At 70.4% G+C, this 18543-nt stretch carries 16 protein-coding genes; 6 read left to right on the forward strand and 10 right to left on the reverse strand.

The genetic code is table 11. From position 1 onward, the window contains the following. Window positions 1-276, reverse strand: a 276-nt coding sequence (locus ACFXN1_RS46950; protein ID WP_379444378.1) for an EVE domain-containing protein, incomplete at its 3' end; no start/stop codon positions are given. Further along, window positions 273-695: an SRPBCC family protein gene (locus ACFXN1_RS46955; protein WP_379444377.1), complete on the reverse strand. Its 423-nt coding sequence runs from the start codon at window positions 693-695 to the stop codon at window positions 273-275. The genes ACFXN1_RS46955 and ACFXN1_RS46950, both read right to left, overlap by 4 nt. A 129-nt stretch (window positions 696-824) precedes the next feature. Here ACFXN1_RS46955 and ACFXN1_RS46960 point away from each other — a divergent pair, with 129 nt between their 5' ends. Then, window positions 825-1076 carry a mycoredoxin gene (locus ACFXN1_RS46960; protein WP_354840418.1) on the forward strand — a complete coding sequence of 84 codons (252 nt, stop codon included), beginning with the start codon at window positions 825-827 and terminating at the stop codon, window positions 1074-1076. A 60-nt stretch (window positions 1077-1136) separates the two neighbouring features. On the opposite strand, the gene nudC is transcribed toward ACFXN1_RS46960, so the two are convergent. The 4 genes from nudC to ACFXN1_RS46980 all read right to left on the reverse strand — a co-directional run bounded on the left by nudC (window position 1137) and on the right by ACFXN1_RS46980 (window position 10818). Next, window positions 1137-2057, reverse strand: coding sequence for an NAD(+) diphosphatase (gene nudC / locus ACFXN1_RS46965; RefSeq protein WP_379401809.1), 921 nt, complete (start codon window positions 2055-2057; stop codon window positions 1137-1139). Window positions 2058-2083: 26 nt separating this feature from the next. After that, entirely contained in the window at window positions 2084-3142 is a 1059-nt protein-coding gene (locus tag ACFXN1_RS46970; protein WP_379379404.1) for a potassium channel family protein, read from the reverse strand. 120 nt (window positions 3143-3262) lie between these two features. Beyond that, complete coding sequence (locus tag ACFXN1_RS46975) at window positions 3263-6994, reverse strand: ATP-dependent helicase (RefSeq protein ID WP_379463997.1); 3732 nt, start codon at window positions 6992-6994, stop codon at window positions 3263-3265. Then, complete coding sequence (locus tag ACFXN1_RS46980; RefSeq protein WP_379444380.1) at window positions 6994-10818, reverse strand: PD-(D/E)XK nuclease family protein; 3825 nt, start codon at window positions 10816-10818, stop codon at window positions 6994-6996. Before ACFXN1_RS46980 ends, ACFXN1_RS46975 begins: the two co-directional genes overlap by 1 nt. A gap of 107 nt (window positions 10819-10925) precedes the next feature. Here ACFXN1_RS46980 and ACFXN1_RS46985 point away from each other — a divergent pair, with 107 nt between their 5' ends. The 3 genes from ACFXN1_RS46985 to ACFXN1_RS46995 are packed head-to-tail and all read left to right on the forward strand — an operon-like array spanning window position 10926 to window position 12823. Further along, a complete protein-coding gene (locus ACFXN1_RS46985) occupies window positions 10926-11711 on the forward strand; it encodes an alpha/beta fold hydrolase (protein ID WP_379444374.1) in 786 nt (261 codons plus the stop codon). Between the two features lie 15 nt (window positions 11712-11726). Then, on the forward strand, window positions 11727-12029 hold the full coding sequence (locus ACFXN1_RS46990) for an MGMT family protein (RefSeq protein ID WP_354840404.1): 303 nt from the start codon (window positions 11727-11729) through the stop codon (window positions 12027-12029). A gap of 35 nt (window positions 12030-12064) precedes the next feature. Next, complete coding sequence (locus tag ACFXN1_RS46995; protein WP_379444373.1) at window positions 12065-12823, forward strand: VOC family protein; 759 nt, start codon at window positions 12065-12067, stop codon at window positions 12821-12823. A gap of 90 nt (window positions 12824-12913) precedes the next feature. Here the strand turns inward: ACFXN1_RS46995 and ACFXN1_RS47000 are convergent, their stop codons facing one another. After that, window positions 12914-13168: a WhiB family transcriptional regulator gene (locus tag ACFXN1_RS47000; protein WP_379401852.1), complete on the reverse strand. Its 255-nt coding sequence runs from the start codon at window positions 13166-13168 to the stop codon at window positions 12914-12916. Window positions 13169-13271: 103 nt separating this feature from the next. Next, complete coding sequence (locus ACFXN1_RS47005; RefSeq protein WP_379401813.1) at window positions 13272-13712, reverse strand: hypothetical protein; 441 nt, start codon at window positions 13710-13712, stop codon at window positions 13272-13274. Window positions 13713-13932: 220 nt separating this feature from the next. Between ACFXN1_RS47005 and ACFXN1_RS47010 the strand changes: the two genes are divergently transcribed. Next, window positions 13933-14814: an alpha/beta fold hydrolase gene (locus tag ACFXN1_RS47010; RefSeq protein ID WP_379401814.1), complete on the forward strand. Its 882-nt coding sequence runs from the start codon at window positions 13933-13935 to the stop codon at window positions 14812-14814. A 68-nt stretch (window positions 14815-14882) separates the two neighbouring features. Here ACFXN1_RS47010 and ACFXN1_RS47015 read toward each other — a convergent pair whose 3' ends face one another. Continuing rightward, window positions 14883-15680: a helix-turn-helix domain-containing protein gene (locus ACFXN1_RS47015; RefSeq protein ID WP_379444372.1), complete on the reverse strand. Its 798-nt coding sequence runs from the start codon at window positions 15678-15680 to the stop codon at window positions 14883-14885. 343 nt (window positions 15681-16023) lie between these two features. On the opposite strand from ACFXN1_RS47015, the gene ACFXN1_RS47020 reads away from it, so the two are divergent. Beyond that, window positions 16024-17772 carry an NTP transferase domain-containing protein gene (locus tag ACFXN1_RS47020; protein ID WP_379444370.1) on the forward strand — a complete coding sequence of 583 codons (1749 nt, stop codon included), beginning with the start codon at window positions 16024-16026 and terminating at the stop codon, window positions 17770-17772. 7 nt (window positions 17773-17779) lie between these two features. Here ACFXN1_RS47020 and ACFXN1_RS47025 read toward each other — a convergent pair whose 3' ends face one another. Next, window positions 17780-18508 carry a helix-turn-helix domain-containing protein gene (locus ACFXN1_RS47025; RefSeq protein ID WP_379401853.1) on the reverse strand — a complete coding sequence of 243 codons (729 nt, stop codon included), beginning with the start codon at window positions 18506-18508 and terminating at the stop codon, window positions 17780-17782. Window positions 18509-18543: the final 35 nt, after the last annotated feature.

Raw genomic sequence — 18543 nt, forward strand, 5'->3', positions numbered from 1 at the left:
GTCGTAGTCGACCGCGCGCCGCCAGGGGCGGAAGCAGCCGCCCTGTTCCTCGACCTGCCAGGCCGGGCCATCGGCGACGGTGCCGATGGCGGTGAAGGATTTGATCGGTTCGCCCTCGCGCATGCCGGTGCGGGGCGAGTAGTAGACCAGTCCGTCCCCGGCCTGCATGCGTTCCACGGCCGCGCGCTTGCCGTGATTGGCCTGCGCGAAGCCGAGTTCCACACCCCGGCGGACATGATCGCGGGAGACGACCGCGAGCCAGTACCTGGTGCTCATACCAGCACCGCCTCGGCGGCCGCGACCAGCGCCTCGAGATCGCCCTGCACGGACTTGGCGAGATCGGCGCCCATGATCTTGTTCCAGAGGCCGCGCAGCGGGCCCTCCATGGTGATGCGGACCTTCACGGTGGTGCGCTCACCGTCGGTGGTGACCTCGTGGGCGAAGATCAGCCGCGCGCCGATCAGCTTGGACGAGTCGATGAATTCGGTGTCGGTGAGCTTGGTGACGACGAACTTGGTCTTGGGGCCGCCCTTGGGCTTGATGACGCCGGTCGCGCCCTGCTCGAACTTGCCGTCGAGCTTGGCCCATTCGGTGTCCTGGTTCCACTCGTGCCAGGTGGCCATGTCGGCCCACTTGGTGAAGAAGGCGGCGGGGGTGGCGGTCGAGGTGGCGGAGGCTTCAGCGATGAACGTCATGCAATTAGTATGCGCGCTTAGTACTTCTGCGTCAACCCCTGATCTTCGATCGGTTCGGAACAGGGTCGATCGGCTCACAACCGACCCTCCGCGGGGAACACGATCAGCGGCGAGTATGTTGCACCGACCGTGACTGCTACCGATCTGACCATGTACTCGACGACCTGGTGCGGCTACTGCCGTCGCCTCAAGAAGCAGCTCGACGAGGCCGGCATCACCTACGAGGTGATCGACATCGAGGACCACCCCGATGCCGCCGAATTCGTGGGCAGTGTGAACAACGGCAATCACGTTGTGCCGACCGTGAAGTACCGCGACGGCTCGACGGCTACCAACCCCACCCTGGTACAGGTGAAAGAGGCCCTGGCCGCCATCGGCTAGCCCCGGGGATGAAGAAAGAAGCCGCACACCAGTAGGTGTGCGGCTTCTTGTTGTGCCCGATCAGCTTTCGGCGGCCCAGGATTCGACAATGGTCCGGGCGATCGAAATCGACCCCGGCAGCAGCAGTTTCGCCTCGCCGCCGGTGGCCCCGGTGGGCGATCCCCACGCGCCCGCGGCCAGCGCGGCCCGCACCTCGTCGCGGGTGAACCAGTAGGCCTCGGCGATCTCGCCGTCGTGGAAGGCCAGCGGCTGGTCCGGGTCGGCGACGGCGGCGAAGCCGAGCATGAGCGAGCGCGGGAAGGGCCAGGGCTGGCTGCCCAGGTAGCGGATCTCGCGGACGTCGACGCCGACCTCCTCCTTGATCTCGCGTTCGACGCAGCGTTCCAGCGACTCCCCCGCCTCCACGAAACCGGCCAGCAGGGAGAACAACCCCTGCGGCCAGGTGTGCTGGCGGGCCAGCAGCACGCGGTCGCCGCCGTCGTGGATGAGGCAGATGACGGCCGGGTCGGTACGCGGGAAATCCTCGTGCCCGGTTTCGCTGATGCGCGACCAGCCGCCGTTGGCAGCTGTGGTGGGGGTGCCGTCGACGGCGCTGAAGGCCGCCTTGTCGTGCCAGTTCAGCAGGGCGATGGCGGTGGAGAGCAGGCCGGTGCCGAAATCGTCGAGGTCCAGGGTGGAGCCGTAGGCGCGCAGGTCGGCCAGCGTGCCCTCGATGGTGTTGTCGCGCACGGCCCACAGGTGGGTGCCGTCGTCGACGCCGAGGAAGACGGCCCCGGGCGCACGTTCGGGGGCGAGGGTGAGTGCGGGCTCGAGCACCACGGTCCCGTTGTCGACGCGGACCTGGCCGCGCTTGTTCATTCGCAGGAGTTTGGCCTGGGCCCAGCCCTCTTTCAGGGCCTGTTCGTCGGAGCGGAGGTCTTCGGCCCGGTCGAGTGAGGTACGGGACAGCACCGGAACGGCATTCAGCTGGAAACCTGACACACCCCGAGACTAGACGGGCGCGATCGTCAGGCGTGGACGCGGCGCAGATAGAGGAGCTTGTCCCCGGTCTCGAGGGCGTCGGTCTCGGGATCGCCGACGCGGATGAGGCGGCCGTCGCGGACCACGCCCAGCACGATGTCGCGCAGGTGACGCGGGGAGCCGCCGATCTCCTCGGTCTCCACGTCGCGTTCGGCGATGGCGAAGCCGGCCTCGGGGGTGAGCAGGTCCTCGATCATGTCGACCACGGCCGGGGTGGTGGTGGCGATGCCGAGCAGGCGGCCGGCGGTCTCGGAGGACACCACTACCGAGTCGGCGCCGGACTGACGCAGCAGGTGGGTGTTCTCGGCCTCACGCACGGCCGCGGAAATCTTTGCCCTGGGATTGATTTCGCGGGCGGTGAGGGTGACCAGGACGGCGGTGTCGTCGCGGTTGGCGGCCACGACGACGGCCGCGGCGTGCTGAACTCCGGCCAGCCGCAACACATCCGACTTGGTGGCCGAGCCGTGCACTGTTACCAGTCCGGCGTTGGCGGCGAATTCGAGCACCTGCGGGTCGGTGTCGACCACCACGATGTCGCCGGCCTGCGCGCCGTCGGCCAGCATGGCGTCCACTGCGGTGCGGCCCTTGGTGCCGTAGCCGACTACCACGGTGTGATTACGCACGGTGCGCCTCCATCGCTGAATCTTGAACGCCTGCCGGGACCGTTCGGTGAGCACCGACAGAGTGGTGCCGACCAGGACGATGAGGAACAGGATCCGCAGCGGCGTGACAATGAGAATATTGATCAGCCGCGCGGTGGGGGTGACCGGTGTGATGTCGCCGTAGCCGGTGGTCGACAGCGACACCGTGGCGTAGTAGGCGCAGTCCAGCAGGCCCATCCGGTCGCGGGCGTTGTCGTGGTAGCCGTCGCGTCCGATGTACACCACCAGGGTGGCCCCCACCAGCAGCAGCACCGCCACACCCAGCCGTCGCACCAACGAGTACCAGGGGCTGGACTGGGCGGAGGGGACCCGCAGGACGCCGACCAGAGCGTGGTCGGGCCGCTCGGTGAGACCGGCCAGTCCGCGCGAGGAGTCACCGAACACGCGAATCACCGGTCATTTCGGGCACTTCTGGCTGCGGCACAGGTCCGGAGCGTACCGGGCGAAACGCCGTGCGGCGGTTCCGGCGGGCGCGCGTCGCGAAGTCGCGCGGCGGTCCGGGGCTCAGTGCAGCGGGTCCGGCGGCACCGATTCCGGATCGGGTGGCGGCTCGAAATCGGGTGGGAAATCGAAGCCCGGCACGGGATCCCGGTGCGAGCCCGGGCGGGCATCGGCGCGCCCGGTGGGCATCGGCGCCGAGGGCGGTGGCGCATCGGAGCCGGGTGGCGCTTCCGGGTCGGGCGGCGGCTCGAAGCCGGGCGCGGGTTCATCGTCGTGTCCGGCGGGTGCGGATCGCCCCGAAGCGGCCGGGAGACGCAGCATTTCGACATCGGTGGGCTCGGCAGGACCCGGGTCGTCGTCCGGCTCGGGCGGGAGCGGGGGTTCGGGCGGGGTCGGCGGAATCCGGCGGGGGGCCGCGTCGGTGATGATGGCGGCGAGTTCGGCTGGGCCGGGCAGGTGTTCGGGGGCGATGGTGCGGCCGGTGCGGACGTAGTGGAAGGCGGCGACCGTCTCGGCCAGCAGGTCGGATTCGGCGCGGCCACTGCGGGCGGCCTCCAGACGGGCCCAGGCCAGCCGGTAGACCGCGAGCTGGACGGAGACCGAATCCTCGTCGGCGCGTTGCGGTTCCGCGCCGGTCTTCCAGTCGACGATGACCCAGGTGCCGTCGGGGCGGCGGAAGACGGCATCCATGCGGCCGCGAATCACGGTGCCCGCGATGGTGGTTTCGAAGGAGATCTCCACCTCGACGGGATTGCGGTCGGCCCACGGGGAGGCGAGGAAGGCCTCCTGCAGGCGCATGAGGTCGGCGTCGGTGTCGGTGATGTCGGCCGCGCCGGGCAGTTCCTCGAAGCCGAGCAGGCGCGCGCCGCCGAACCAGCGCTGCAGCCAGGCGTGGAAGGCGGTGCCGCGGCGGGTGTAGGGGCTGGGCGGGTACGGAAGCGGACGGCGCAGGCGGGCGGCGAGTTTCGCGGGATCGGCGCTCAGGTCGACCAGGGCGGTGGCGGCGAGCTGGCCGGGCAGTTCGACCTCGCGCACGGCCTGTTCGGCGGCGCGGTGCTCGGCGATGAGGGCGCTGACATCCTCGGCCCAGCCCTCGGGATCCTCATCCTCGGGCTCGGGATCGGCTGCGGCGCCACCGAATTCGGGTCCGAAATCGAGTTCCGTCTGCTGTGGGCGGGATTCGGCGCGCAGGGTGTCGAGTGCGGCCTTGACCAGGGTCACGCCCTCCTCCACGAATTCGCGGCGGGAGCCGAGCGGGTCACGCGGCCAGGTGGCGGTCTGCGGGTTGTCGGTGAAGGGGTTGGGGGTGTCGGGCAGGGGCGGATCGTCCCAGCGGTCGATGTGCACACCGCGCGCCGGCACCGAGCCCGGGGCCTCGGTCTCGTGTTCGAGTTCGAGCAGAAAGGCGGAGGGGCCCTTGGGTTTCGAGCCGGTCTCCGACCAGTGGTGGGCGGAGACGAACAGGGCGCGCTCGGTGCGGGTGAGGGCCACGTAGAACAGTCGGCGTTCCTCGTCGAGGCGGCGGGCCGCGAGTGCCTTCTTGTGGTCGTCGAGGGTGCGTTCCAGGTCGGCGCGGTCGTAGAGGTCGGCCAGGTCGAGGACTGGGACGCCGTCGGTGGCGTCCTCCTGCTCGCGGTCACCGCGCAGCGCGGTCGGGAGTTCGGCGAGCGCGCCCATCCAGGTGGCGGTGCCGGTGCCGGACGGGAAGGTGCCGTCCACCACGTGCGGTACCGCGACCACCTCCCATTCCAGGCCCTTGGCCGCGTGCACGGTGAGCACCTGGACGCGGTCGTGGGCGACCTCGACTTCGCCTGGCTCCAAACCGTTTTCGACCTCTTCGGCGGCGGCGAGGAAGTCGAGCAGGCCGGACAGGGAGGAGCGGTGGTCGGCGGAGTATCCGGCCACCACCTCGGCGAAGGCGTCGAGGTGCTCGCGCCCGGCGGCGGCGTGGGTGCGGCGGGCCTGGGTCTCCACGCCGATGCCGATGGTGCGCTCCACATCGGCGACCAGTTCGGCCAGCGGCTGCCCGGCCCGCTCGCGCAGCGCGGAGAGCTCACGGCCGAGCGCCGTGATGCGGGCGAAGCCCTGGGCCGAATACTGGTCCGGCTCACCGGGATCGGCGATGGCGTCGCCGAGTCCGGCCTTCTCGGCGGGTTCGGGCGCGACCTCGCGCAGCGCCTCGTCCAGGGCGTCGGTCTGCCCGGCGGGGCGGCGGATGGACAGCTCCCGCGCACGGCGGGACAGGGCCGCGATGTCCGCGACCCCGATCCGCCAGCGGGCACCGGTCAGGATGCGCACCGCCGCGCTACCGGCCGACGGGTCGGCGACCAGGCGCAGGGTGGCGACGATATCGGCGACCTCCGGCGTGTGCAGCAGCCCGCCCAGGCCGACGATCTCCACGGGTAATCCGCGGTCCCGCAGAGCTTCCGCGAGCGGGGCGGCATCGGCATTGCGTCGCACCAGCACCGCGGAGGTGGGCGGCGGGTCGCCCGCGTCGCTCGCGGCCTCCCATTCGGCGGCGATCCGTTCGGCGACCCACTCCCGTTCCACCGCAACGGTTTCCGCGAGCGCCAAGGCGACCAGTCCGGCCGTGGCGTCCGGGCGGGGCCGCAGCGCGTCCACCGTCACTCCCCCGCCGCGCGCCGCCCGCTCGCGCAGGGGATCCGACACCAGGTTGGCCAGATCCAGGGCCTCCGGCGGATTCCGCCAGCTGGTGAGCAGCGGCAGGACCGGCGCGGGAATGCCTGGGGCACTGGGGAAGTCGGTGGCGAAGCGCGGCAGATTGGCCGCCGACGCGCCACGCCAGCCGTAGATCGACTGCATGGGGTCGCCGACCGCGGTCACGGCCAGCGGTTGCCGGGTCCGCGCGGCGGCCGGGCCGGGTGGAGCCGTCGCACCGAAGAGGGAGGAGAGCAGGATGCGCTGGGAGTGGCCGGTGTCCTGGTATTCGTCCAGGAGGACCAGTCGGAAGCGATCGCGTTCGGCCGCACCGACTTCCGCGTGGGTGGCGGCCAGGCGGGCGGACAAGGACATTTGTGCGCCGAAGTCCAGGGCGCCGCGGCGGCGCAGTTCCTCGGCGAGGCGATCCACCAGGGGCAGCAGGGCGACGCGCTCGTGCTGGGCTTCGAGGAGGTCGAGGAGAGCCTTCTTGGGGCCGCCCTTCTGCCGGGGTCCGGCGGGGAGGGTGTGGACGAGGCGCTCCAATTCCAGGTGGGCCGTGGCCAATTGGTGCGGTTCCACCAGGTGTTCGGCGAGCTGGCCGGAGAGGGCGAGCACGGCCTCGGTGACGCCGACGGGGCTGCGGTCGGTGTCGAGGTCGCCGTCCCAGGTGGAGACGACGCGGTAGGCGAGCTGCCACAGCTGGGTCTGGGTGAGCAGGGTGGCGGTGGGTTCGACCGGCAGCAGCAGGCCGTATTCGGTGAGCAGGCGGCCCGCGTAGGAGTGGTAGGTGCTGATCTCCGGTTCGGACGAGGTGAGCTGGGCGCGCAGGTGGCCGGTGGGGTCGATGTCGCGCACCACCGGTGCGCCGGCCAGCCGGGCCAGGCGGGTGCGGATGCGCTGGGTGAGCTGCTGGGCGGCCTTGCGGGTGAAGGTCAGTCCCAGCACCTGTTCGGGTTCGACCAGGCCGTTGGCCACCATCCAGACCACGCGGGCGGCCATGGTCTCGGTCTTGCCCGCGCCCGCGCCCGCCACCACCAGGGTGGGTCCCGGCGGGGCGGCGATGACGGCGGCTTGTTCGTCGGTGGGCGGCGGCAGGCCCAGCGCGTCGGCGAGCTGACGCGGGGTGACGCGCACTAGTCCGTCACCTGCCGGCCGGTGTCCTGCACGGGGCAGCTGCCGGCCACCTTGCAGTGACGGCAGCCGTCATTGCGCATGGCGAGGTAGCTGGGGCCCTTGGAGGCATCGGCGGCGTCGTGGATGACGGTGCGCCAGGTCTCGATTCCGTCCGCGTCCAGCGGCGGCTGGGTGCGCTGGGTCGCGCCCTCCTTGCTGCTGGGCTTGGCCACGTAGACCAGGCGCGCGCCGCCGGGCTCGCCCTCGCCGAGCGCGCCCTCGGCGGCGGCGACCTGATAGGTGGCCAGCTGTGCGTGCTCCTCGGCGGCCTGCTTGGAGATGGGGGTCTTGCCGGTCTTCACGTCGACGATGACGAAGCGGCCCAGGGCATCTCGCTCCACCCGGTCGACCCTGCCGCTGATCCGCACCGGCTGTTCGCCGGGGCCGCGGGCGGGCAGCACGCAGTCCACCGGCACCTCGACGCCGATGGCGGTGAGCTCGTCGCGGGTATTGCGCAGCCAGGCCAGGAACGTGTCGACCATGGTCTCGGTGCGCCGCAGTTCCGCCCGGGAGTACCAGTTCTCGCCGTCGCGGGCGGTGGGGTCGACCTTCTTCCACGCCTTGGCCAGGGCCTGTTTGACCTGGTCCTCGCTGACCTGCCCGGCCAGCGCCTGTACCAGGGTGTGCACCAGATTGCCCTTGAGCGCGTGCGGGTTCTCGCCGTCCCCGCCGCCGTGCCGTTCCAGCGCCCAGCGCAGCGGGCAGGTCTTCAGCTGATCCACGGTGGACGGCGACAGCGAGATCGCGCCTTCTTCGCTGTTCCACAGCGGATTCGCCGAGGAGAGCTCCGCGGTGCCGTACCAGTCGTCCGGGTGTGCGCCGCGCACCCCGGCCTCCGCCAGCCGCGCCAGCTGCCGCGCCGCGCGCAGCCGGCGCTCCGGCGCGGTCTCGGGATCGCAGGCGGCGGCGCGCAATTCGGCGATGAGGGCGTGCATGGCCAGGGCGCGGCCCGGGTCCACCGGCGGCGGGATCCGGCCCGGCTGCCCGTCGGCGGCCTCGCCGTCCATGTCGGCCAGGAACCGCGACGGCACCAGATCCTGGTCCCCCGTGACGGATTCGACCGCGGTCACCAGCAGCGACCGGCGCGCCCGGCTGCACGCCACCAGCAGCAGTCGCCGCTCCTCGGCCAGCAGCGGTGCGGCCCGGCTCACCTTCTCCCCCGAACCGCCCACGCCCGCAAGCAGATCCACCAGATCCTCGACGCCGAGCAGGGTGCCGCGCGGCCGCAGATTGGGCCAGATGCCCTCCTGCACGGCCGCCACCGCCACGGTGTCCCACTCCCGCCCGGCGGCCGCGTGGGCGCTGCAGATGGTCACCGCCTCGCCCGGATCGGTGACCGGCGCGTTGTCCTGCGGAATCTCCTGCTGCTCCAGGTATTCCACGAATCCTTCGATGGTGGCGCGCGGCAGCCGGTCCACATACGCCGCGGCCGCCTCGAACAACCCGACCACCGCGTCGAGGTCCCGATCGGCCTGCATCCCGACCGCTCCCCCGCGCTCGGACTGCCCCACCCACCGCCGCTCCAGCGTGGAGCCCGTCCACACCCCCCACATCACGTCTTCCAGCCCGCCCCCGTCCCGCCGCGCCTTCCGCGCCCGCCCCAGCGCCTTCAGCACCCGCCGCAGCGGCGCGGCCTCCACCGGCGTGAGCTTCTCCAGCACCACTCGATTCCCGGCCCCCACCAGCAGATCCCGCAGAATCTCCGCCGACGACCGATCCAGGTCGGCGAATCGCTCCGCGTCCCGGTCGAATTCGGTGTCCGGTCGCGGCCGGACCGGGCTGTCGCCACGCGGCTGTGCGGCACCGGACGACGAGCCCGCACCCGCACCGGGCGACTCGGAGGGCCGCCCGCTGTCTGTCGGATCCGATTCCGTCGCATCGGATTCGGCCGCACCGATCAAATCGCGCTCGGCATCCTCCTCGGTCGCGCGCTCCGGATATCCGAGCTCCATGACCGTGCGCCGGATACCGCGCCGCAGCCGCCGCAGGCTGATCTGGTCGGCCCCGCCCAGCGGTCCGGCCAACAGGTCGAGCGCGTCGTCGGCGGTGAATGCGATCGGCCGCGGATGCCGCACCGAGGTCGGATCGCCCGCGGTTACGGCCCGCAGCGCCAGCAACATCCACACCGCGCCCCGCCGCCGCGCGAGCGGAACGTCCGCCGGCGGCTGCCGCACCGGCACACCGGCGGCCAGCAGCGCCCGCCGCAGCGGCGCCAGCGACAGCGGCACCGACCGCACGATCACCGCCATGTGCGACCAGGGCACCCCGTGGGTGAGATGCGCGCGCCGCAGCTGATCGGCGATCAGTGCCGCCTCCTTCGCCGGTGTGGTCAGCACCTGCACCCGCACCTCGCCACCGGACTGCGTACCGCCCCGGGCACTCTCGGATCGACCGCGTTCATCGATACCCGCGGCCGAGCGCCGCGCCGAATCGCTCGCTCCGACCTGACGACGCCCGGTGCCGCCCCTATCGCCTGCGCCGGTCGCGTGCGGCGGGGCCGCGGCGGCCGGCCGGATGCCGTTCGAACGGCGCGTGCCGCCGTTGACGGCCGTGGACGTCGCGTCGTTCGGTCCCGATGTGCCGGCTGGGCCGTCGATGTGCGGCGGGGTTGCGGCACCGCGAGATTCGTCGCCGTCCACGAGGCCGGCGGCGATCTCGTGGAGGAAATCGAAGGTGGCGGCAGTGGGGCGCGGATCGGGCGGTGGAGTGCGGTGGGGCGCGGCGCCGGGGAGGCGGGCGGCTATGCGGTCGGCTATTTCCTGGACAGCCGGGGTGGAGCGGTGGTTGTGGCGCAGGATGATTCGGCGGTCGGCGGGGGCGTCGGGGTCGGCGGCGAAGCGGGGGTCGGCGCCGCGGAAGGTGTAGACGGCCTGGTCGGGGTCGGCGGCGATGACCGTGGTGGCGGCGCCGCTGCCCAGGGCGCGGATGAGCTGGGCGGCATGGGGATCGAGGTGCTGGGCGTCGTCGGCGAGGATGCAGTGCAGCCGATTGCGTTCGGCGGCAAGGAGTTCGGGGTCGGTGTAGAAGGCATCGAGGGCGGCGGTGACGAGTTCGGCGGCGTCGAGGGCGGGGGCGCTGGCCTCGGGCACGTCCATGCCGACCGACCAGCGCAGCATCATGATCTGCTCGTAGCGTTCGGCGAAGCGCCCGGCGGCGACCCATTCCGGATGGCCGTGGGCGCGCCCGAGTTCGATGAGATCCTCGGGCCCCAGACCGCGTTCGGTGGCTCGCAGCATGAGGTCCCGCAATTGTTCGGCGAATCCTGCGGCGGGCAGCGCGGGATGCAGCCTTTCGGGCCATGCGGCGGCGCCGTCGGCGAGGTCGCCGCGCAGCAGTTCGCGCACCACGATGTCCTGCTCGGATCCGGTGAGCAGGCGCGGCGGCGGATTGCCGTGCGCCGCCGCGGAGGAGCGCAGCAGTCCGAAGGCGTAGGAGTGGATGGTCCGCACCAGCGGCCCGCGGGTGGCGCCGGGCACTCCGCCCAGTTCCGGATCGGCCGCGGCGACGCGGGCGGTGATGGCGGCGCGCACGGCGGTGGCGGCGCGCTTGGTGTAGGTGAGCACCAGCACCGATTCAGGTGCGGCCCCGGCCAGGATGCGCGCGGCGGCCACATCGACCAGCAGCGCGGTCTTGCCGGTCCCGGGTCCGCCGAGCACCTGCCAGGGCTGCCAGCCGGGGTCGGCGCCGAGGTCGTCGAACAGCGGCCGGAGGGCGGCGTCCCACTCCCGCGAGGGGGTCTCCGCCTCGGCCCGGCGCACCAATTGCACCGAGCTATCCGATCGCATCACGTCGGCTATTTCAACAGACCGCCCCGACAGGTTTCGTTTGCCATGAGTTGGCCGTGCCGCCGATCACAGTCCGGAAGCTGTTCATATCGGGCGCAGGCAGCAGAATGGGCAGCGTGGTGGAGCTTCATAGTCATCGTTTCGGTCCCCCGACCGGTCCGGTCGTGCTGGCGTTGCACGGGTTGACGGGCCACGGCCGGCGCTGGCAGGCGCTGGCCGACGAGCATCTCCCCGATGTCCGGATCATTGCACCGGATCTGCGGGGGCACGGGAGGTCGCCCGGCGTGCCGCCGTGGGATTTCGAGACTCTCGTCGATGATCTCGCGGCGCTGCTGGAACACGAGACGAGCGAACCCGTGGTGGTGCTCGGGCATTCGTTCGGCGCGGCCACCGCGGTGCATCTGGCGCATCGCCGCCCGGAGCTGGTGCGCGGGCTGGTACTGCTGGATCCGGCCATCGGCCTGGAACCCGAGCGCATGCTGACCATCGCGAATTCCATGCTGGCGGCACCGGATTACGAGAGTCTCGAACAGGCCCGCTTCGACAAGCTGGAGACCTCGTGGGCCGAGGTGGACCCGGCGGTTCTGGATGCCGAGCTGGCGGAGCACCTGGTGCCCACCGCGAACGGCCGGGTGGGCTGGCGCATGACCATGTCGGCGATCATCGCCTTCTGGGGTGAGATCGCCCGGGACTTCGTGCTGCCGCCCCGCGAGATGCCGACGGTCATGGTGCAGGCAATGAAGGTGAACCCGCCGCTGGTTTCTCCGGATTTCCGCGCGGCGCTCACCGCTCATCTGGGTGACCGGCTCACCATCCACGAATTCGATTGCGACCACATGGTCGCGCAGGCGCGGCCGGTGCAGACCGCCGCACTGGTCCGCGCCCTGCTCTGACCCAGGAGGCGCGAAATGCCAACCACCGAAGCCGAAGTCGAGCGAGTGCGCGAATTGGTCGCGGCCATTCCCCCCGGCCGGGTCGCCACCTACGGCGATATCGCGGCCGCGGCGGGTCTGTCCACGCCCCGCACGGTCGGCTGGATCATGCGCACCGATTCCGCGGACCTGCCGTGGCACCGGGTGCTGCGCGCAAACGGCACGCCCGCACCACATTTGGCGCATCGGCAGCTGGCCGAGCTGGCCGCCGAGGGCTGTCCGATCGCGGATGGCCGGGTGGACCTGCGACGCGCCCGTTACCGGTTCGCCGAAACCTGATACGCGCCACCCCGCCCGCCGGTTACCGTGAAAAGATGTCCACCCGTCTGGCCTGCGTGGTGTTCGATGCGGTCGTGCCCAGGGCGGCGGCCCGGTTCTGGGCCGAGCTGCTGGGCTGGGAGGTGACGGTGGACCGGCCCGGCGAGGTCGAGGTCGCCGCACCGGACCCGGACGCTCCGGACGTGGCGCTCACCTTCCTCCCGGCGCGGCGGCCCAAGACCGCCAAGAACCGCATCCACCTGGATCTGTGCAGCCGGTCGCTGGATCATCAGCGGCTGCAGGTGGACCGGGCGCTGGCCCTGGGCGCCCGCCGGCTGGACATCGGCCAGGGCGCGGTGCCGTGGACGGTGCTGGCCGATCCCGAGGGCAATGAGTTCTGCGTGCTGGAGCCGCGTGAGCAGTACGTGGACACCGGTGCGGTCGCGGCCATCGTGGTGGACACCCGGGACCCATCGCGGCTGGCCGAGTTCTGGTCCGCCGCCTGCGGCTGGCCGCTCACCCACCGGACCGCCCGCTACGCGGGTATCCGGGCCGCTACCGGGCAGGGCCCGTGGCTGGAATTCCTGCTCGATCCGGCGGCGCCGGGTGAGCGCAGCCGTCTCCATCTGGATCTCGTCACCTTCCCCAACGACGATCCCGTCGTGGAGGCGGCCCGGTTGCGGGCCGCGGGTGCGGTTCCGGCCGGCCCCGACGCACCGCCGTTCGGCGGTGAGTCACCGGCTGTCGAGCCGGTCCTGGTCCTGGCCGATCCGGAGACCAATGAATTCTGTCTCTTACGAGCGACTATCGATTGAGGCTGCCGATCCCGACCGCTTCCCCGCGCGAGGATCAGGCAATTCCGTGCTCCGCGCTGAGCCGGATCACCCAGCGGGTCCGATTACCCCTCAGGCCGCGCCGCGCTCGTAACGACGGCGCTCGCGCGGCGAAAGGCCGCCCCAGATGCCGAAGCGCTGATCGTGGGTGACTGCATAGTCGAGGCATTCCTTGCGCACCGCGCAGGAGGAGCAAATGCGCTTGGCCTCCCGGGTGGAGCCGCCCTTGTCGGGAAAGAATGCCTCGGGATCGGTTTGGGTGCACAGCGCCTGTTGATGCCAGGATTCGCTCTCGGCTCCGTCGCGGCGGGCGAGGGATTCGAACATTGCGTCGAAATTGGTGAAAAGCAGCTTCACTTCCTCTGTCCCTTCAATAAGTATCAGTGAGAAATACGCGCGAAGTATCAGAAAGAAGAACGCGCGGTATGCTTTATGCGCGACTCATACCGCAGTCACCACTGACGGCGGCGAGACGGGCCTGCTCACCATTGACGAAGATACGACGGGCGTGCACGGCCGCCGGCGCACCCGACCAGGGCGCGAACGCGGTGGTGAACATGAGTTCGCACCAGCTCAATGCCGGAACCTCACCGCACGCGAGGGTATTCAGCAGAGACAGTTCCTGATCACTGTCATTCCAGGCGGCGAAAAGCCAGGAGGCGTCCAGCCGGCCCAGGAATTCTTCGGCGTCTTCCGGAATGCCGAGCGGGGCATCTACCGCGAGGTGAACCACGGCCGAAATCGCGTGGCGCATCCGCGCATCCAGGCCGACCCCGTCGTGCAACAGCAGACCTTCGAGCGACTCCCGCAATCCCGCGCCGCGATCGATCCGGAAGTCGTCGCGCCGAGCTGCGGTGGTGACGTCGAACATTTGTTTCCTCCCTTGAAATTGCGCTTGTCCCAAAAGCGTCACGGCCTGATTAAAAGTGGCTCGTGATCTTGTTGTCCAGTTTTGAGGCAATCTGGGGCAAACCCCTAGCAGTACTGACACTGGCCAGTGTGGGTACCCGTCGGGAACCTCACCGAACGGTGCCTGGCACCACGCGGGCAAACATGTAGGAGCGGCCCGTTCCGCCGTCTAGGGTCCGACCATGCCTTACGTGCGATCAGGTTCTGCAACAGTTCATTACGTCACCAGCCAGATCAACGGTCCGACCCTGCTGCTCGCCCACGGGTTCTTCATGGACGAGTCGATGTTCGAGCCGATGCGCGAACCTCTGGCAGACGCCGGTGTCAATCTCGTAACGGTCGATGCGCGGTGCCATGGTCGCACCCAGTCACCCGATGGCGAACCGTTCAGCTATTGGGATCTGGCGGCGGACGGATTTGCGGTCCTCGATGAACTCGGAATCGAGAAGGCGGTCATCGGCGGAATGAGCCAGGGCGGCTACGCCGCATTGCGCATGGCACTGCTGGCGCCGGAGCGGGTGCAGGGCCTGGCCCTGATCGATACCGAGGCCACCGCGTGCAATCCGGCCGAATTGGCCTACTACCGCGAATTCTTCGAATGCTGGACGGGTCCGGAGCCGCTGGCCCCGCTGGTCGCCGAATTGGCCCCGCAGCTCATCGGCGGCACCGATCCGCGGCTGTGGCGCGCCTGGACCAGCCGCTGGTACAACTCCGACCGCCAGAGCATCATGCCCGCCGCCCGGTGCCTGATGGACCGGCGCTCGGTACTGCATCGGCTACCGGAGATCTCCGTGCCGGCCCTGGTGGTGCGCGGTAGCCACGACGCCAACAGCACCGCCCAGAAGTCCGAGGCGTTGGCCACCGGGCTGGCCGGGGCCGGCGGTGTGGTCACCATTCCGGGCGCGGGACACGGCGCAGTCTGGACTCATCCGGAAGTGGTTGCGCCGCTACTGATCCGGCTGGTCGAGCTGTCCAATGTCCGGCGGGAGAACCGGCTGGCACGAGCGCTGTCGACACCGTGGCCGCGGATGCGCGCAGGACGCGAGGTTCAAGCCGTGCGGTGACGGGGAGCCTTCTGCCCCGAGTGTTCGAGGGAGCCGGCCGTGCCCATGGCGGTCACGGCGGCGGATTCTCACCCGGCCTCGCGCCAGCTCGGAATGCCGAGGAAGATTTGAATCTGGCTGGGGTAAGCCGCATTGAAGACACTGAACAGCTGCACGGCGATATCGAAGCGCCGGTTGCGCTCGCGGTCGCGCAGGCGCATGGTGGCGCGGGGCCGGCCGTAAGCCGCGACGCCCTCGTCCCACATTTCCCGGAAAAGTCCGAAACGTCCGAGTTCTCCGAGAAATTCAACCGACCAGGCGGTATCTCCAGAGCTCGCGATCAGACCGCGCAGCCAGTGCACGGTCAGCCGGACCTCCTCCTCCCACTCGACCATGACCTCGCGGGCGGCCTCGTTGCCCAGAAACCAGCGCAGGATATTGATGTCCCGCTCCAGCCCGGGGAACGCGCGGGAGTAGCTTTCGTTGCAGGCGAGCACATTCCAGCGGGTGTCGACGTAGGCGGCGAGATTTGGTTCGTGCAGGTCGAGGGCACGGCGCATGTCGTCGGTGATTTCACCGCGCAGTTGTTCCACGGTGGGGAATTCGCTCACGCCGAGTCCGGCCAGATCGAGCAGATGCCGGCGCTCGACGGCCGACAGCGGGGTTATTCGGTCCAGATATCGCAGCAGCGCATCCACCACTTCGCGGGTGGGGTGGCCGCGATCGCCCTTCTCCAAATGGCTGATGTAGCTGGCGCTCACGCCGGCATTGAACGCCAGCCTTTCTCGTGATACGCCCCGTTCATCACGCAGGCGACGTAGCAGCAGTCCGAATGTCGGCGGCTTCAGATCGTCGGAGTCCCTATCCGGTTTCACGCCCAGCACCACGCCGTTCCCTCTCCCCAAACATTCAGCAAACCAACCTTCATCGCTCTGAGTCCTCCCGGTACCGGACAGTGGGACCCGGTGTGACGCCTGGTGTGAACTGTGACGAACGCCGCGTACTCCGCCAGTTCTCAGGTCGGATACTGCCATATGAGATTGTTCTCAACGTTAAAACAAGACCATTTCTACTATGTGTCGTGGCACATCTCATAACGTAACGACTAACGGCAATTGCTTAGCAAGCGCAGGTTTCCGGGCGCGCCCAACAAGCTCTGAACAGCCTGCCACTACGATCTTCAACCATGCGCTGTGAACGAAGGACACGCCCCTGCCCCGGAACGGGCTCGTGACACCCGTCGACGCCATCGTGCTGGCCGGTGGAAAGGCCAGCCGGATGGGCGGGGTGGACAAGCCGGCCATCGTGGTCGGCGGGCAGTCCATGCTGGACGCGGCGCTGGCGGCGGTCGCCGGCTGCGCACGCACCGTGGTGGTGGGCCCGCATCGGCCCGAATTGCCGCCGGAAATCCTTCAGGCACAGGAGATACCGGCCGGAGCGGGCCCGGTGGCGGCCATTGCCGCGGGGCTGGGCGCCCTCGCCGGCTGTGAGTTCCCGGCCGGGCTGATCGTGGTGCTGGCCGCCGACATGCCCTTCCTCACCGCCTCGGCCGTGGACGAATTGCTTTCCCACGCACGGGAATCCGGCAGCGACGCGGTCTTCGCCGCGGATGCCTCGGGCCGCCCGCAGTATCTGGTCGGGGTGTGGCGGCGCGCCGCCCTGGTCGCTGCTTTGAAAGACCTGGATTCCCTGGTGAATCGGCCGATGAAGGCGCTGGTGCCGGTGGATACCGTCATGGTTACGCTACCCGGCGTGGACGACTGCGACACCCCCGAGGACGTGCGGCGGGCCCGGACCGGGGCGGCACGCACGGCCGCGCCGCTGTGGCTCGACGAGGCCCGGGATGTGCTGCGCGGGAGCATCTCCCCGCTGCCGGTGCGCCGCGCGGTGCTGCGGGCCGCGCGCGGCGCGACGCTGGCCGCGCCCCTGCTCGCGGCGGACGCCCTGCCGCGCTTCGATGTCTCGGCCATGGACGGTTACGCGGTGAGCGGCGACGGGCCCTGGCAGCTGCGCCGCGATATCGGTTTCGCGGGCGGGCAGCGGCCGGTGGGCCTGCTGGACGGCGAGGCGGTGCGGATCGCCACCGGCGCGCACGTGCCCGACGGGACCGGTTCGGTGGTGCGCGACGAGTTCGTCCGCCTCGAGGCCGATGGCACGCTGTACCGGCTGCCGGACACCCCGATTCGCGAGGATGTGCGCCGGCGCGGCGAATACTGGCTCCCCGGTGCGGAAGTCGCGGCCGCGGGCACCCCGGTGACAGCCGCGCTGATCTCGGTGGCGGCCAGCGCGGAGGTCGCGGCGGCGGACGTGCGCGGCCCGGTGCGGGCGCGCATCGTCATGACCGGCGACGAGATTCGCGGCGAGGGGCCGCTGCACACCGGTCAGACCCGGGACTCGATCGGGCCCATCCTGCCCGATGTCCTGGGCTGGTACGGCGTGACCACCGTCGATCGGGTTCACCTGCGCGACACCGCGAATGCCTTCGACGAGGTGCTGGCCGCGGCCGCGGACTGTGATCTGCTCGTCATCGTCGGCGCGACCGGCGGCGGCGCGGCCGATCAGCTGCGCTCGGCGCTGGACCGCTCCGAGGCCACCATGCTGCTGCGCCGCCTGCGCCTGCGGCCCGGGGGCTCCACGGTGGCCGCGCAATTGGCCTCCGGCACAGTCGTTCTGGGGCTGCCGGGCAATCCGTTCGCGGCGATCGCCACCCTGCTCACGCTGATCGGCGCCACGGTCGAGGGCCTGACGGGTGCGACCCCGGCCCGCCCGATCGTGGGCCCGCTGATGAACGCCGCCGAGCTGACCGCGCCGGTGGCGCGCATCGTCCCGGCCCAGGCGCTGCCCGGCGGCGGCTTCCGGGGCGATCTCCGGCTGCGCACCGCGCACCTGGCCGATCTGCTGCACCGCGACGGCGTAGTGGTGGTCCCGGCCGACGCCGTGGACGGCGCGCCGGCCGAATTCATCCCGCTGCGTGGGTGACGCGGGTTCAGGCCGGTAGCCCGAGAACTGTCAGCAACTGGCCGGGGTAGGCGGCGCTGTCGAGTCGGCCGTGCTGGGCATAGACCTTGCGCTGCAGCCCGGTGACCGGATTGCGCAGCTGCACGGCCCACACATGCGGTGCGAATTCCACGCCGCCCTCGGACCAGGCCTGCCGGAATTTCGGGAATTGCCCGAGATCACGAATGAGATCGGCGAATCCGTCGGTATTGCCCGATCGCCCGATCAATCCGCGCATCCAGCGGGTGACCCGGCGGGCATCGGCCTCCCAGTTCACCATGACCCGGGTGGCCAGCTCATTGCCGAAGAACCAGCGCAGCATATTGCCGTCCTCGGTCAGGCCCGGGAAGGCGGCGTCCCAGCTGTCATTGCTGGCCAGCAGGTTGGCGCGGGTGTCGAGCAGGGCGGCCATATTCGGGCTGTGCAGCTCCAGGGCCCGCAGCATCTCGGGTGTGATCGCCGCGCGCAGTTCACGCGGGGAAGGAAGCTCGCCCGATCCCAGGCCCGCGAGGTCGCCGAGCTGGCGGCGGTCCTCGGTGGACAGCGGGTCCAGCCGGTGCAGATAGCGGGTGAGCGCCTCGACCACTTCCCGGGTCGGGTTGCCGCGGTCGCCTTTCTCCAAATGCGTGATGTAACTTGCGCTTACACCGGCGTTGAATGCCAGGCGTTCGCGCGAAACACCGCGATTGTCACGCAGGCGGCGGAGCAGATTTCCCAAGGTGGGTGCTTCGAGTTCCTGAGAATCCTGTCCAT

Origin of the sequence: Nocardia sp. NPDC059154 (genome assembly GCF_042755705.1) — a bacterium.
Lineage (GTDB): Bacteria > Actinomycetota > Actinomycetes > Mycobacteriales > Mycobacteriaceae > Nocardia.